Genomic DNA, 13,567 nt, shown 5'->3' on the forward strand with positions numbered 1-13,567 from the left:
GCGACCGCCGTGGCAGCGCGCTCTATTTTGAATAGACCAGCCCGCTGGTGATCTGTGAGTGCAACGCAGATCGTGCACCAAGCACCCCTTGCGTTTGCGGCACCGGATTGTTGAACACGAGCGCCGCGCCGCGCCGGTCGGTTACCGTCGCACCCGCCTCTGACATGATCAGCGCGCCCGCGGCAATATCCCATTCCCAGCTTGGCCGAAGCGTCAACATCGCATCATAGCGCCCTTGTGCCACCAGGCACAGCCGGTACGCCAGCGACGGACGATGTGAGCGCGTGAACTGCGGCGCAGCGCCGCGCCAATGCGCGGAATCCATGTTCGGCCTGGTGGCCAGAACACGCGCGTGATCCACATCAACATCATTTGAAACACGTACCTGCGCATCATTGCAAAACGCCCCTTTCGACGTTTCGGCAGAATAGAGCAGGTTCATTTCCGGCAGGTAAACGACGCCTGCCGTGACGATACCATTTTCGACAATTGCAAGCGAATGCGCCCAGGTCCGTTCACCTTTGATAAAGCTGCGCGTGCCATCAATGGGGTCGACTATGAACACACGCTCGGTATTCAGCCGTTTCAAATCGTCCTCGGACTCTTCGCTCAGCCAGCCGTAACCGGGCCGCGCTGCCGTCAATTCTTCGCGCAACGCCGCGTCAACGGCGTAATCCGCTTGCGTGACCGGACCGGCGTCGTCGGGCTTGTCCTCGATATCCAGACCGCGCGCCTTCTCGCGCAAGGCAATCTCTCCAGCCGCTTTGGCGGCGTCGATCAAAAGACGCAGGTCACTCTCCGGCAAGGGTCAGTCCTTCGACCAAGACGGATGGCACCACGCGGCTCAACCACTTCCGCGCGTCGTTGGCCGGTGTAATCCGGCGCAGCATGTCGCGCAGATTTCCGGCGATCGTCACCCCGCTGACCGGATAGGCCACGGTGCCATTCTCCACCCAGAACCCGGCCGCGCCACGAGAATAATCGCCTGTGTTCGGGTTGATCGTCGATCCGATCATCGAGGTCACGACAAGCCCGGTGCCCATTTGCGCAATCAAATCATCGCGCGAGTGCGCCCCTTGCGTAAGCGCCACGTTCGATACGCTGGGCGATGGCCCGCCGGATGTGCTGCGCGCCGCATTCGCGGTTGGCGCAAGTTCCAGCTTGCGCGCGGTGGCCAGATCCAGCGTCCAACCGGTCAGGATACCATCTTTCACGATGTCGCGGGACTGCGTTGCCAGCCCCTCGGCATCAAACGGGCGCGATCCGGCAACCCGCATGCGGTGCGGGTTCTCAGTCAATGACAGCCCGCTTGGAAGGACGTCCTGCCCCAGCAAATCAAGCGCCCATGACGAGCGCCGCGCGATCGAGACGCCGTTGATCGCCGCCAACAGATGTCCGATGAGGCTTGAAGAAATCCGCTCGTCAAACAGCACCGGGTAGGCGCCGGTCTTGGGTTTGCGCGGTGCCATCCTCTCCAGCGCGCGCTCTGCGGCGGTGCGCCCGATCTCTTGCGGTGTGCGCAAATCGCCTTGGAAAATTCGCTGGTCAGCGTCGTGATCACGCTCCATTCCAGTGCCGGTCCCGGCGATCGCCACGCAGGACGTGTGCCGCGACGTGCGCCGGTAACCGCCGCTGAACCCGTTGCTTGCCGCAAGGTGTATGTCCTGCCAACCATAGCCCGCAGAGGCAGACGAGACCTGCGTGATCCCGTTCACCGCCAACGCGGCGCTTTCGGCAGAGCGTGCGTCGGTCTCCAGTTCCGCTGGCGTCGGTTCGTCCGTCGCATCGTAAAGCTCAAGGTCGCGGCCATCGCGCACATCGGCCAACTGGCTCGGATCAGCCAGCCCGACATACGGGTCTTCCGGCGCTTCCCTGGCCATCGCCACCGCGCGCTCGGCCATGATGGCAAGGCTTGCGTCGCGCACATCCGATGATGACACGTTCGCCACCCTCTGTCCGACAAAAACCCGCAAGCCGATATCGGTGGATTCCGAGCGCTCCGCCTGTTCCAGAACCCCGTTCCGCACGTCGATTGACGTCGCGCTGCCGCGCACGGCCAGCACGTCGGCGGCGTCCGCTCCGGCCTTGGCGGCACGCTGCAAAAGGCTTTGCGTCAGATGGTCAAGCGTGTCGGTCATGGGGCCTCCGGTGGGGTTTGGGCGATGAATGAGAGGTAGAGCGCGCTACCCCGCGCCGCAACCCTGCTACTGCGGCAGATCCTCGACCACGCCGATGATCGGCCCAAGCCAACGGCCAAAATCCGACCGTTTCAACTGCGGCGCGTAGAGCCGCGAGACGTTGCCGTCGAGGAACAAGGCTTGCGGCAGCTTCAGGTCATCGCGAAAAATGCGGCCAAATTCATGAAACGTCACCGGCTGGTCCGAGATCGCGAACACAACGCGCGTTCCATCAGCCGATGTTCCGACACCGTTGCGAATATAGCGCGAAGTGCTGTCGGGCAGAAAGCGTGGATGCAGTTCTCCATCGACCACCAGCATCGGGCCGGACTGCGTGGCATGGGTGCACTCCGGGCGCGCTGCTTCGTATGTCAGTGTCTCGATCACGTCGGCGCGACCGTCGCGGATACAGAACACGCCGTTGGGCAACAGGCCAAAATTGCCCGGCCCCGCGTTGGGAATCACCCGCATGAGCTCCTGGCCATCCTCGACGTAATGACCGACCGGCGCACGGTCGTCGTGATACATTCCGCCATTCATCGCGAAGGTCAGCTTTTGGCCGTCTTGCGTCAGCGCGCGGTCGATCGACGTGAACTGACCAAAGCGTTCACCCGACGGCGCGTCCAGGAACAGGCGAAGGGTGTCTTCGCGAGGATCGACACTGCAAGCGGTATAACGCAACCCCTCAAAGCTGCGGTTCTCGCACGCGACATCGGCTTGCACAAACGTTGCAAGCGTCGTCACACATGCCCAGACCGCCAGTGCGAGCCTAGCTTTCGACATCTCTGCGTACATCGTCTTGTTCGAACATCCGGCGCGTGTCGTCCATCCGGTCGAACGTGTCGTCCAGTCGGAAACGAAGTTCGGGAGAATGTTTCAGCGTCAGGTTTTTAGACACGATCCGGCGCAGCTCTCCGCGATTGCGGTCCAGCAACTCCAGAACGTCATCCTGCCCCTTGCCGCCAAGCGGCACGACAAATGCCGTCGCGATCTTGAGATCAGGCGACACGCGCACCTCGCCCACGGTGATCGAATAGCGGTTGAGGTCGGGGTCGTGAATGTCGCCGCGTGCCAGTACATCTGACAGGGTGCGTCGGATCAATTCGCCCACACGCAATTGGCGCGTGCTGGGGCCGTCCGAGGAATGAGATCGGTTTTTTGCCATATCCGGCACATAAGCCGTCCGACGGCCTTTGCCAAGCATCCGGCCAACCGCTATTGAGACAAAAATCCTTGACCGGAGCGGATCATGAGCGAAGAAATCGGCGTTGTTGTCACCGGAGTGTCCGGGCGCATGGGGCAGATGTTGGTGTCCGAAATCGCCAAACATCCCAAGATGTATCTTGCCGGAGCGGTCGAGCGCGCAGGCCATGACTGGATCGGTCAGGATGTCGGCAGCGCGATGGGCGGAGCGTCGATTGGCGTGCTGGTCGCTGACGATCCGCTCGATTGCTTTGCTCGCGCGCAGGCGGTCATCGACTTCACGGCCCCCGCCGCCACCGTCGCCTATGCCGAGCTGGCCGCACAGGCGCGTGCCGTGCATGTGATCGGAACCACCGGCCTGAGCGATGACGATCTTAAGAAGATCAAAGCCGCATCGCGTCATGCGGTTGTCGTTCGCGCCGGCAACATGAGCCTGGGCGTCAATCTCTTGACTGTGCTGACCCGCAAGGTCGCGGCGGCGCTCGACGAGGATTTCGATATCGAAGTGATCGAATACCATCACAACCAGAAGGTTGATGCCCCCTCGGGCACCGCGCTGATGCTGGGCGAGGCGGCGGCGACGGGGCGCGGTGTCGATCTTCGCGAGGTGTCCGACAGCGGGCGTGACGGACTGACCGGCGCACGCACACGCGGCGATATCGGGTTCAGCGCCGTGCGCGGTGGCGATATTGTCGGCGAACATGATGTGATGTTTGCAGCACAGGGCGAACGGATCATCCTGCGCCATGTCGCCAGCGACCGCGCGCTGTTTGCCCGTGGCGCGCTCAAGGCAGCCCTTTGGGGTCAGGACAAGGCGCCGGGCGATTACGACATGCTCGACGTGCTTGGTCTGTCAGAAGATTAAGCCGGAAATTGATGTGATCTGACACGGCGGCACACGCGTACCCTTTAATACCAGACGTGTTGAGAGGGTTCCATGCCACACCGCGCAGTCATCGCCGCGATCGCGCTTGTTTCAACTTTGACGCCGCAGAGTGCTGCTGCCGAGATGAAGCGGATCGACAGCAAATCGGAATTTGTGCAGCTCGTTCAGGGCAAGACCCTGTCGCGCGCCTTTGTCAAACTTCGCGTTGGCGCAGATGGCGCAATTGCAGGGCGCGGAGCGGGCTGGGATGTGACCGGGCGCTGGGATTGGAAAGACGGCTATTTCTGCCGCGATCTCAACTGGGGCGGAGACGATCTTGGCTATAATTGCCAAGAGGTCCGCGCAGACGGTCGGGCGATGCGCTTTACCGCCGACAAGGGCACGGGCGACGCCGCCAATTTCACCTTGCGTTAAGTGGCTTAAAAGTCGATCGCCAGACCACCCTTTTCCCAGTCACCATAGCGCACGGGCTCCGGCCCGTCACGGCCACCAAGTTCCTTTGGCAGAGGCGGTTGACTCGCCGCTTCCTTGCGGCGTGCTTCGGCCTCGGCCAAGGCGCGTTGGGCGGCTGCGGGAAGGGTCGGGTCGATTTCAGAGCTCATCGTGGTCTTCCATATCTTTGACCTTTGATATACGCGCGATCCGGTCCGGGACAACCCCGGCCTTGCCGAGGAACCCTGTATGTCACCCCGCTTAGTTGCCCTTGACGGATTGAGCCAGATCATCGGCGAAGGCCGTATGTTGTCCGAAGTGACCGGCGATCAGCTGTGGGAGGACCTGACGCCCCCCGAACGCGCCACCGCGCAACGGCTGATGACGGAGACGCTGCGCTATCTGGGCCGCGCTGACCATCTTCTGACGCCGCTCCTTCAACGCCAGCCTCCGCTGCGGGTGATGAACCTGCTGCGCATGGCCACGGTCGAATTCATGACCGGCGGCGCGGCGCATGGCGTGGTGAACGAGGCCGTAAAGCTGGCTGGACGCAACAAGAAAACCGCGCCGATGAAGGGGCTTGTGAACGCCGTGTTGCGCAAGATCACCGCGCTCGACGCCGAGGCGTGGAACAACGCGCCCGACACCATGCTGCCCAAATGGCTGCGCCCAAAACTGGTCAAGGCGTGGAGTAAACCCGTCGTCACCGCGATCGAGCGCGCCCATGCCGTGCCGCCGCCTGTCGACCTGTCGGTCAAGGAAGATGCCGAAGGGTGGGCGGAAAAGCTGGGTGGTGTCGTGCTTCCCACCGGGTCTGTGCGACTGTCGGCTCGCGGTCAGCTTTCGGCTTTGCCGGGGTTTGAAACCGGGGACTGGTGGGTTCAGGATGCCGCCGCCGCGATCCCGGTTCAATTGCTGGGAGATGTCAAAGACCAGCGCGTGCTCGACATATGCGCGGCACCGGGCGGCAAGACGATGCAGCTTGCCGCCAAGGGCGCACATGTCACCGCGCTTGACATATCGGCGCCGCGCATGGCGCGACTCTCGGAAAACCTGACTCGCACCAGATTGTCGGCAGAGGCCGTTACGGCGGACGCGCTGACCTACGAGGCAGACGCGTTCGACGCGATTTTGCTGGATGCGCCTTGCACCGCCACAGGGACGATCCGGCGGCATCCCGATCTGCCCTGTGTCAAGACCCAGACCAGCATCACCGACCTTGTCGCGCTGCAACGCGCTCTTTTGAAACGTACGGTCGAGCGTCTCCAACCGTACGGTCGGATGGTCTATTGCACCTGTAGCCTGTTGCGCGAGGAAGGCGAGGACCAGATCAAGTGGCTGCTGTCCCAGACCGACGATCTGGAGATCCTGCCACCCGAAGCGCCGGGCCTCGAGCCCGACTGGATCAGCCCGGAGGGCGGTGTGCGGTTGCGGCCCGACTATTGGCCCGATGCCGGCGGCATGGACGGATTTTACATGGCGCTCCTGCGCCGCAAAGGCGGGTCGTCGCCCGTGTGAAGATTGCGGCGTGACTCAAAGTCATTGGAAAGCTATGCTTGGAGCATAAGAATGCTTGCGCAAATGCAAGCCAGAGGCAGAGCAAATGTTTCGACTGGACGCCGTAAAAAGGGCGCAAACCCGGCTTTTGAACCGTGTTCACGCACGGTTGTCGGCGCGCGTCAAACCGGCGACTGCCTTTGTCGGACAGCCCGAACCCCGCACAGTCGGATCGTTTGCACGCGGGCGGCAGCTGACAGCGGGGAACCTTTTGTTCGCCGGTCATCTGGTCGAAGCGCCGGGAGCGTCGCTGTGGGACATCACGCCGCCTGACGACGCGTTCGTCGAGGAGATACACGGCTTTGTCTGGCTTGACGACATGGCCAGCGTTGGCGAGCCAGCGACCCGGCAGAAGGCTCAGAAATGGCTGTTTGACTGGATTGAACACTACGGCAACGGCTCGGGCCCCGGCTGGACGCCGGAACTGGCGGGGCGGCGGGTGATCCGCTGGCTGCATCACGCAATTTTCGTTCTGGGCGGTTCGACGCCCGAGCAATCGCATGCGTTTTTCCGCTCGATCGCGCAGCAGACGATATTTCTGAACCGACGCTGGCACAGCTCGACCCCCGGATTGCCGCGCTTTGAGGCGCTGACCGGCCTGATCTCTGCCGGCTTGTCGCTGCAAGGGATGGAAGCGCAAGCCGATCCTGCGATCCGCGCGCTTGGGCAGGAATGCGCGCGACAGGTCAGCGAAGCGGGCGGCATTCCGACCCGCAACCCCGAGGAACTGATGGAAGTGTGTACGCTGCTGATCTGGGCGCGCGATGTGTTGCATGATGCGGGCCGGTCACCGGAACTGACGCATCTCGAGGCCATTGCCAAGATCGTGCCGACCTTGCGTGCGCTGCGTCACGCCGATGGCGGGCTGGCGCGCTTTCACGGCGGTGGACGCGGCGCGGAAGGGCGGCTGGATACCGCTTTGGCCGCTGCCGGGGTCAAGGCGCAGGTCGCGCAGGATCTTGCCATGGGCTATGCGCGGCTCTCTGCGGGGCGGACCACGATGATCATCGACGCAGCCGCCCCGCCCACCGGTATGGCAAGCTTCAATGCCCATGCCTCGACGTTGGCGTTTGAATTGACCTCGGGCCGTCGCCCGCTGATCGTGAATTGCGGATCGGGCGCCAGCTTTGGCGAGGACTGGCGCCGTGCCGGGCGTGCCACACCGTCGCATTCGACACTCTGTCTTGACGGCTATTCCAGCGCGCGGCTGGGCGAGAAATCCCGCATGGGGCCGGTCGAGCGTGAATTGCTGGACGATGTGCCGAAGGGCGTGCCGACCGAGATGTCGCGAGCTTCTGACGGGATACGGTTCGAGGGCGGGCATGACGGCTATCTGCGTACGCACGGCCTCACTCATGCGCGGATCCTCGAGTTGACGTTCGACGGGCGCGGCATTGTCGGAGAAGACCTGCTCGTGGCACTGGATGCAACCGACAAGGGGCGGTTCAATGACAAGCTCGAGGCCAGCCGTTTGACGGGTGTGCCGTTCGATATCCGCTTTCACCTGCACCCCGAGGTCGACAGTGCCATCGACATGAACGGCACTGCGGTTTCAATGGCCCTGCGCAGTGGCGAGATCTGGGTGTTTCGCTTTGATGCGGCCTGCGAATTGTCGTTGGAACCGTCGGTGTTTCTTGAAAAAGGCCGTCTTCGCCCCCGCGCGACGAAACAGATCGTTTTATCTGGCCGCGCAATAGAGTATGCGACGCGCGTTCGCTGGTCGTTGGCGAAGGCTCAGGACACCGCCATCGCGGTCAGGGACCTTGTTCAGGACGATGTGAACCTGCTGACTTGAACATTTGGGATCCTTGCTGCCATGACCAACCTCGCCCCCATCCGCCGCGCGCTACTGTCCGTTTCCGATAAAACCGGGCTTGTGGACCTTGCCCAGACGCTTGCTGCACGCGGGGTCGAGATTTTGTCGACCGGCGGTTCAGCGCAGGCGCTGCGCGATGCCGACGTTGCGGTGACGGACGTGGCGGACGTGACCGGTTTTCCCGAGATGATGGACGGGCGGGTCAAGACGTTGCATCCGATGGTGCATGGCGGGTTGCTGGCGCTGCGCGACAATGATGCGCATATCGATGCGATGGAGGAGCATGGCATCGGCCCGATCGACCTTCTGGTGGTCAACTTGTATCCCTTTGAGGACACGGTCGCCAAAGGTTCGGATTACGACACCTGCATCGAGAACATCGACATCGGTGGCCCGGCAATGATCCGTGCGGCGGCGAAGAACCATGCCTTTGTCACTGTATTGGTCGATACCGAAGACTATGCCGCGCTGACCGAGGAACTGGAACAGAACGACGGCAAGACCACGCTCGCCTTCCGTCGCCGGATGGCACAGATCGCCTATGCCCGTACCGGAGCCTATGACGCCGCTGTCAGCACATGGCTCGCCGACGCCATAGACGAGCCCACGCCGCGCCGTCGGGTGTTTGCCGGAACGCTTGCGCAGCCCTTGCGCTATGGAGAGAACGCGCATCAGAAAGCCGCTTTCTACCACGATGGATCGGCGCGTCCGGGCGTTGCCACCGCGACGCAGTTGCAGGGCAAGGAGCTGAGCTACAACAACATCAACGACACTGACGCGGCGTTCGAACTGGTTTCGGAATTCCTGCCGCGCGACGGCTTTGCCTGCGTCATTGTCAAGCACGCCAACCCGTGTGGTGTGGCCACGGGCCGCACGCTGCTCGAAGCCTATCAAAAGGCGTTTGACTGTGACCGCACGTCAGCGTTTGGCGGGATCGTTGCGCTGAACTCGACGCTTGACGGCGAGACCGCCAGGGCCATTGCCGAGGTGTTCACCGAAGTCGTGATTGCGCCCGGAATTGATCAGGCGGCCAAGGATGTCTTTGCGCCAAAGACCAATGTTCGCGTGTTGCAAACCAAGGGAATCGCCAACACCGCCGCGCCGGGGCTGGCATGGAAACAGGTGTCTGGCGGATTTCTGGCGCAAAACCGCGACAACGGGCGGCTTGATCCTGATGACCTGAAGGTGGTGACGAGGATCGCGCCGACCGAGGCGCAGATGCAGGATCTTTTGTTTGCCTGGACGGTGGCCAAACACGTCAAGTCCAATGCCATCGTCTACGCCAAAGATGGCGCGACCGTGGGTGTCGGAGCGGGCCAGATGAGCCGGCTGGATTCCGCTCTGATCGCCGGGCGCAAGGCCGAACGCATGGCCGAGGCGCTTGGCCTGCCGGAGCCGCTGACCAGGGGCAGTGCGGTTGCGTCGGATGCGTTTTTCCCGTTTGCCGACGGTTTGCTGGAAGCAGCGGCCGCCGGGGCGACGAGCATCATCCAGCCCGGCGGGTCCATGCGAGACGATGAGGTGATTGCGGCGGCCGACGAGGCTGGTCTGGCAATGGTCATGACCGGGATGCGGCATTTCCGACACTAGACCCAGCATCGAAGGACTGCCCATGCGTCTTGTCACCCTTGTTGCATTTGCGATCTTCGTGATCGACCAGCTCACCAAATGGTGGGTGGTGCACGTGATGGATCTGGCCCGCCGCGGAGCGATCGACGTGTTTCCGCCTTACCTCAATTTTCGCATGGCGTGGAATACGGGCATCAATTTCGGGCTTCTGTCAGGCAATACGGACTGGACGCGATGGGTTTTGATTTCGGTTGCATTGGGGATCGTGTTGTTCGTGCTGGTCTGGATGCGCCGCTCGCCGCCGGGGCGGGCGGGGCTGATTTTTGCCGGGCTTTTGATCGGTGGCGCGCTGGGCAATGTGGTGGACCGGGTATTTTACGGCGCGGTGGCGGATTTTCTCAACGTGTCATGTTGTGGGCTTGGCAATCCTTATGCATTCAATGTCGCCGATGTTTCGGTGTTTATCGGAGCGATCGGACTGGCGCTTTTCTCAGGCGGCAAAAACGCCTCGTGACGGGCGCGGCCGGATGCGTTAAAGCAGGTTTGAGGCGAATATGGAGGCGGGCAGCAGCAATGCCGCACACGATCATGATACTGGCACTGATGGCCCTGACCGCGTGTAGCGCAGGGCAGGATACGGGTGAGCGCGACACGGACTTGCGCCAGTTGCGCAATACGACGGGCGCGCCCGAGGAGTTTTCCATCGTTCCCAACAAACCACTTGCGACCCCCGACACCCTTAGCGGGTTGCCGCAACCGACACCGGGTGGTGCCAACCGGACCGACCAGACACCGCTGAGAGACGCGGTTGCGGTGCTGGGCGGAGAACCTTCGCGGCTCGATCCGCAGGCGGGTATCGGTGCGGGCGATCAGGCGCTTGTCGCGCGTGCGTCGCGGTTTGGCCGCCAGCCGGGCATCCGGCAAGAACTGGCCGTCGCGGATCAGGACTTCCGCGAGCGGAAATCCTTGTTCAACTGGCGGCTGTTCAAGCAAGACACATATGACAGTGCCTATCGCCGCGAGTCGCTTGATGCCTACCGCACGCTTGACGCGGCACGCCGTGCCGGTGCTTTGACACCGTCGGCCCCCCCGCAGCAGTAGCAGCACAGCTCATTTTGAACCGCCTGAGCGCTCACAAAGCTGTTGGGTGGCTTGAAGTCGTCGGTGCACGTCGTAGGTTTGTCGGGTAACTCACGGAGATATTGCCGATGCATCGTCTGATAGCCCTTGCCGGGGCAGTCTGTCTTGCCGCCGCGCCGTTGCGAGCGCAAACCATCGAAGATCAGGTTAGCACCTTTCAGCTTGATAACGGTATGGATGTGGTGGTGATCGAGGATCATCGCGCGCCTGCGGTGATGCACATGGTGTGGTATCGGGCCGGATCGGCGGACGAACAGGTCGGGGTGTCCGGCGTCGCGCATTTTCTGGAGCATCTGCTGTTCAAGGGCACCGAAAAGCGCGCACCGGGAGAGTTCAGCGAGATCGTCAAGGCCAATGGCGGGTCGGACAACGCGTTCACCAGCTATGATTATACCGGCTATTTTCAGCGCGTCGCGGCAGACCGGCTCGGTCTGATGATGGAGTTTGAAGCGGACCGGATGAAGAATGTGCAACTCGATCGCGAGGATATTCTGACCGAGCGTGACGTGATTGTCGAAGAGCGCAATCAGCGGGTCGAGAACGATCCCGGATCGCTGTTTCGCGAACAGCGCATGGCGGCGCAATATCTCAACCATCCCTATGGCACGCCGATCATCGGCTGGCGGCACGAGATGGTGGATCTCGATCTCGACGACGCGCTCGCTTATTACGAACAGTACTATTCGCCCAACAACGCGGTTCTGGTAGTCGCGGGCGATGTGATACCGGACGAGGTTCTGGCGCTGGCGCAGGAGCATTACGGCCCGATCCCGCGCAACGAGGCTTTGCCCGAGCGGGTGCGTCCGACCGAGCCGCCGCAGATGGCCGAGCGACGGATGTCGTTCAGCGACCCGCGTGTCGCGCAGCCCTATGTGATGCGCACGTATCTGGCTCCGGAACGTGATCCCGGCGATCAGCGCAAGGCGGCGGCACTGACGTTGCTGGCCGAGATTCTGGGCGGGTCGCAAACATCCGTACTGCCGCAAAAGCTTCAGTTCGAGACCAAGCGCGCGGTTTATACCAGCGCATTTTACAGTGGCCTGTCGCTTGATGACACAACCTTCGGCTTGGTCAATGTGCCCTCCGAGGGGGTTAGCCTGGAAGAAGCCGAAGCGGACATGGATCGGGTCGTGACAGAGTTTCTGGAAGGCGGCATCGATCCCGAACAGCTTGAGCGGATCAAGTTCCAGTTCCGTGCCGCGCAGGTCTATGCGCTCGACAATTCCGATTCGCTGGCGCGCCGCTACGGCGCAGCCCTGACGTCGGGGCTGACGATCGAAGATGTGCACGACTGGCCAGACATCGTGCAATCCATCACGCCGGACGAGATCATTGCGGCGGCGCGTGAGGTGTTTGATCGCGATAGGGCCGTGACAGGTTTCCTGCGCAGCTCTGCTGAGGTGACACAATGAACTTTGCCCTGAGAATCGCGGCCCCGATGATCGCTTTCGTCTTGATGGCGATGCCGTTGCGGGCTGAAATCGAAATATCCGAGGTTGAAAGCCCCGGTGGTGTGAACGCCTGGCTCGTGGAAGAACATTCCATCCCGTTCGTCGCGCTGGAGCTTCGTTTCAAAGGCGGAGCGTCGCTCGACTTGCTGGGCAAGCGCGGCGCGACCAATCTCATGGTCGGATTGTTAAAAGAGGGCGCTGCGGACATGGACGCGCGAGCGTTCGCCGAACGTGCTGAATCTCTGGCGGCGAGTTTCAGCTTCAACGCAAGCGACGATGCCGTAACAGTGTCAGCGCGATTCCTCACCGAAAATCAGGACGAGGCGCTGGCTTTGTTGCGCGATGCGCTGACCCAGCCTCGGTTCGACCAACAGGCGATCGACAGGGTGCGGGCGCAGGTCGTGTCGGCGATCCGCTCTGACGCGCAGGATCCGGATGCGATCGTCGGCGCAAAATTCAACGCGATGGTCTTCGGCGATCACCCTTACGGATCAGAGATTGAGGGCACCGAGGAAAGCGTGGCAGCCCTTGATCGCGACGATTTGGTTGCCGCGCACAAAGGCGCACTGGCGCGTGACCGCGTTTATGTCGGCGCGGCTGGGGCCATCTCGCCAGAGGAGTTGGCCGCGGTGCTGGACGAGTTGCTGGCCGATTTGCCCGCCACGGGTGTCGCGCAACCTTCCGATGTCGAGGTTGCGACCGAAGCAGGAGTGACCGTCGTGCCATTCGACGTGCCGCAATCGGTGGCGATCTTTGGCCATGAAGGCATCGCCCGTGACGATCCCGACTTCTTTGCAGCCTATGTGCTGAACGAAATTCTGGGTGGCGGCGGCTTTGAGGCGCGATTGATGGAAGAGGTGCGCGAAAAGCGCGGACTGACATATGGCGTCTACAGCTATCTCGTGCCGAAGGATCACGCAGCGCTATATCTGGGCCGTGTGTCGAGCGCCAATGACAGGGTGGCCGAGGCGATTGAGGTGATCACCGAGGAATGGGCCAAGATGGCCGAAAACGGTGTCACCGAGGCCGAACTGGAGAGCGCCAAGACCTATCTCACCGGGGCGTATCCCTTGCGCTTTGATGGCAATGGCCGGATCGCGAATATTCTCGTTGGAATGCAGATGGATGGATTGCCGACCGAATATGTGACCACGCGCAACGACATGATCGAGGCGCTCACGCTGGATGACATCAAGCGCGTTGCGGCGCGTATTCTGAAGCCTGAGGCATTGCGGTTTGTGGTGGTCGGTCAACCTGAAGGGCTGGACGCTCCGGGGCAGTAGCTCAGGACCGCGCGAAGCCCTCGCGCGGTCTCCTTTGCGTGCGACACGGGCTT

At 62.1% G+C, this 13,567-nt stretch carries 14 protein-coding genes; 9 read left to right on the forward strand and 5 right to left on the reverse strand.

The window, feature by feature from the left end:
• Positions 1-22: 22 nt before the first annotated feature.
• The 4 genes from ACGKZZ_RS02700 to rbfA all read right to left on the reverse strand — a co-directional run bounded on the left by ACGKZZ_RS02700 (position 23) and on the right by rbfA (position 3,342).
• Positions 23-805, reverse strand: a complete 783-nt coding sequence (locus ACGKZZ_RS02700) for a 3'(2'),5'-bisphosphate nucleotidase CysQ (protein ID WP_411221888.1) — start codon at positions 803-805, stop codon at positions 23-25.
• Positions 792-2,138 (reverse strand): TldD/PmbA family protein, encoded by a 1,347-nt coding sequence (locus tag ACGKZZ_RS02705; protein ID WP_411221889.1) that lies wholly within the window; start codon positions 2,136-2,138, stop codon positions 792-794. The genes ACGKZZ_RS02700 and ACGKZZ_RS02705 overlap by 14 nt, the downstream gene beginning before the upstream one ends.
• A 66-nt stretch (positions 2,139-2,204) precedes the next feature.
• Positions 2,205-2,960, reverse strand: coding sequence for a phosphodiester glycosidase family protein (locus ACGKZZ_RS02710; RefSeq protein WP_411221890.1), 756 nt, complete (start codon positions 2,958-2,960; stop codon positions 2,205-2,207).
• Positions 2,947-3,342 (reverse strand): 30S ribosome-binding factor RbfA, encoded by a 396-nt coding sequence (gene rbfA / locus ACGKZZ_RS02715; protein ID WP_411221891.1) that lies wholly within the window; start codon positions 3,340-3,342, stop codon positions 2,947-2,949. The genes ACGKZZ_RS02710 and rbfA overlap by 14 nt, the downstream gene beginning before the upstream one ends.
• An 84-nt stretch (positions 3,343-3,426) precedes the next feature.
• Between rbfA and dapB the strand changes: the two genes are divergently transcribed.
• Together dapB and ACGKZZ_RS02725 are read left to right on the forward strand one after the other, a co-directional pair.
• Positions 3,427-4,245 carry a 4-hydroxy-tetrahydrodipicolinate reductase gene (gene dapB / locus ACGKZZ_RS02720; protein ID WP_411221892.1) on the forward strand — a complete coding sequence of 273 codons (819 nt, stop codon included), beginning with the start codon at positions 3,427-3,429 and terminating at the stop codon, positions 4,243-4,245.
• A 72-nt stretch (positions 4,246-4,317) separates the two neighbouring features.
• On the forward strand, positions 4,318-4,680 hold the full coding sequence (locus tag ACGKZZ_RS02725) for a dihydrodipicolinate reductase (RefSeq protein ID WP_411221893.1): 363 nt from the start codon (positions 4,318-4,320) through the stop codon (positions 4,678-4,680).
• A 5-nt stretch (positions 4,681-4,685) separates the two neighbouring features.
• On the opposite strand, the gene ACGKZZ_RS02730 is transcribed toward ACGKZZ_RS02725, so the two are convergent.
• A complete protein-coding gene (locus ACGKZZ_RS02730) occupies positions 4,686-4,868 on the reverse strand; it encodes a DUF1674 domain-containing protein (protein WP_411221894.1) in 183 nt (60 codons plus the stop codon).
• A gap of 79 nt (positions 4,869-4,947) precedes the next feature.
• Here ACGKZZ_RS02730 and ACGKZZ_RS02735 point away from each other — a divergent pair, with 79 nt between their 5' ends.
• The 7 genes from ACGKZZ_RS02735 to ACGKZZ_RS02765 all read left to right on the forward strand — a co-directional run bounded on the left by ACGKZZ_RS02735 (position 4,948) and on the right by ACGKZZ_RS02765 (position 13,514).
• The gene (locus ACGKZZ_RS02735) at positions 4,948-6,216 is read left to right on the forward strand and encodes an RsmB/NOP family class I SAM-dependent RNA methyltransferase (RefSeq protein WP_411221895.1); all 1,269 of its coding nucleotides are present in this window, start codon (positions 4,948-4,950) and stop codon (positions 6,214-6,216) included.
• Between the two features lie 85 nt (positions 6,217-6,301).
• Entirely contained in the window at positions 6,302-8,050 is a 1,749-nt protein-coding gene (locus tag ACGKZZ_RS02740; RefSeq protein ID WP_411221896.1) for a heparinase II/III family protein, read from the forward strand.
• Positions 8,051-8,071: 21 nt separating this feature from the next.
• A complete protein-coding gene (gene purH, locus ACGKZZ_RS02745; RefSeq protein WP_411221897.1) occupies positions 8,072-9,661 on the forward strand; it encodes a bifunctional phosphoribosylaminoimidazolecarboxamide formyltransferase/IMP cyclohydrolase in 1,590 nt (529 codons plus the stop codon).
• A 22-nt stretch (positions 9,662-9,683) separates the two neighbouring features.
• On the forward strand, positions 9,684-10,154 hold the full coding sequence (gene lspA / locus ACGKZZ_RS02750) for a signal peptidase II (RefSeq protein WP_411221898.1): 471 nt from the start codon (positions 9,684-9,686) through the stop codon (positions 10,152-10,154).
• A gap of 59 nt (positions 10,155-10,213) precedes the next feature.
• Positions 10,214-10,741, forward strand: coding sequence for a DUF3035 domain-containing protein (locus ACGKZZ_RS02755; protein WP_411221899.1), 528 nt, complete (start codon positions 10,214-10,216; stop codon positions 10,739-10,741).
• A gap of 107 nt (positions 10,742-10,848) precedes the next feature.
• Complete coding sequence (locus ACGKZZ_RS02760) at positions 10,849-12,192, forward strand: M16 family metallopeptidase (RefSeq protein ID WP_411221900.1); 1,344 nt, start codon at positions 10,849-10,851, stop codon at positions 12,190-12,192.
• Complete coding sequence (locus tag ACGKZZ_RS02765) at positions 12,189-13,514, forward strand: M16 family metallopeptidase (protein ID WP_411221901.1); 1,326 nt, start codon at positions 12,189-12,191, stop codon at positions 13,512-13,514. The genes ACGKZZ_RS02760 and ACGKZZ_RS02765 overlap by 4 nt, the downstream gene beginning before the upstream one ends.
• Positions 13,515-13,567: the final 53 nt, after the last annotated feature.

It is taken from the genome of Marivita sp. S2033, assembly GCF_046592965.1.
GTDB lineage: Bacteria > Pseudomonadota > Alphaproteobacteria > Rhodobacterales > Rhodobacteraceae > Marivita.

Excerpts from the sequence above, each read along its gene's own strand:
- ACGKZZ_RS02705 (WP_411221889.1), bottom strand. The coding sequence starts at position 2,138 with ATGACCGACACGCTTGACCATCTGACGCAAAGCCTTTTGCAGCGTGCC.
- ACGKZZ_RS02710 (WP_411221890.1), bottom strand. The coding sequence starts at position 2,960 with ATGTCGAAAGCTAGGCTCGCACTGGCGGTCTGGGCATGTGTGACGACG.
- rbfA (WP_411221891.1), bottom strand. The coding sequence starts at position 3,342 with ATGGCAAAAAACCGATCTCATTCCTCGGACGGCCCCAGCACGCGCCAA.
- dapB (WP_411221892.1), top strand. The coding sequence starts at position 3,427 with ATGAGCGAAGAAATCGGCGTTGTTGTCACCGGAGTGTCCGGGCGCATG.
- ACGKZZ_RS02725 (WP_411221893.1), top strand. The coding sequence starts at position 4,318 with ATGCCACACCGCGCAGTCATCGCCGCGATCGCGCTTGTTTCAACTTTG.
- ACGKZZ_RS02730 (WP_411221894.1), bottom strand. The coding sequence starts at position 4,868 with ATGAGCTCTGAAATCGACCCGACCCTTCCCGCAGCCGCCCAACGCGCC.
- ACGKZZ_RS02735 (WP_411221895.1), top strand. The coding sequence starts at position 4,948 with ATGTCACCCCGCTTAGTTGCCCTTGACGGATTGAGCCAGATCATCGGC.
- ACGKZZ_RS02740 (WP_411221896.1), top strand. The coding sequence starts at position 6,302 with ATGTTTCGACTGGACGCCGTAAAAAGGGCGCAAACCCGGCTTTTGAAC.
- purH (WP_411221897.1), top strand. The coding sequence starts at position 8,072 with ATGACCAACCTCGCCCCCATCCGCCGCGCGCTACTGTCCGTTTCCGAT.
- lspA (WP_411221898.1), top strand. The coding sequence starts at position 9,684 with ATGCGTCTTGTCACCCTTGTTGCATTTGCGATCTTCGTGATCGACCAG.
- ACGKZZ_RS02755 (WP_411221899.1), top strand. The coding sequence starts at position 10,214 with ATGCCGCACACGATCATGATACTGGCACTGATGGCCCTGACCGCGTGT.
- ACGKZZ_RS02760 (WP_411221900.1), top strand. The coding sequence starts at position 10,849 with ATGCATCGTCTGATAGCCCTTGCCGGGGCAGTCTGTCTTGCCGCCGCG.
- ACGKZZ_RS02765 (WP_411221901.1), top strand. The coding sequence starts at position 12,189 with ATGAACTTTGCCCTGAGAATCGCGGCCCCGATGATCGCTTTCGTCTTG.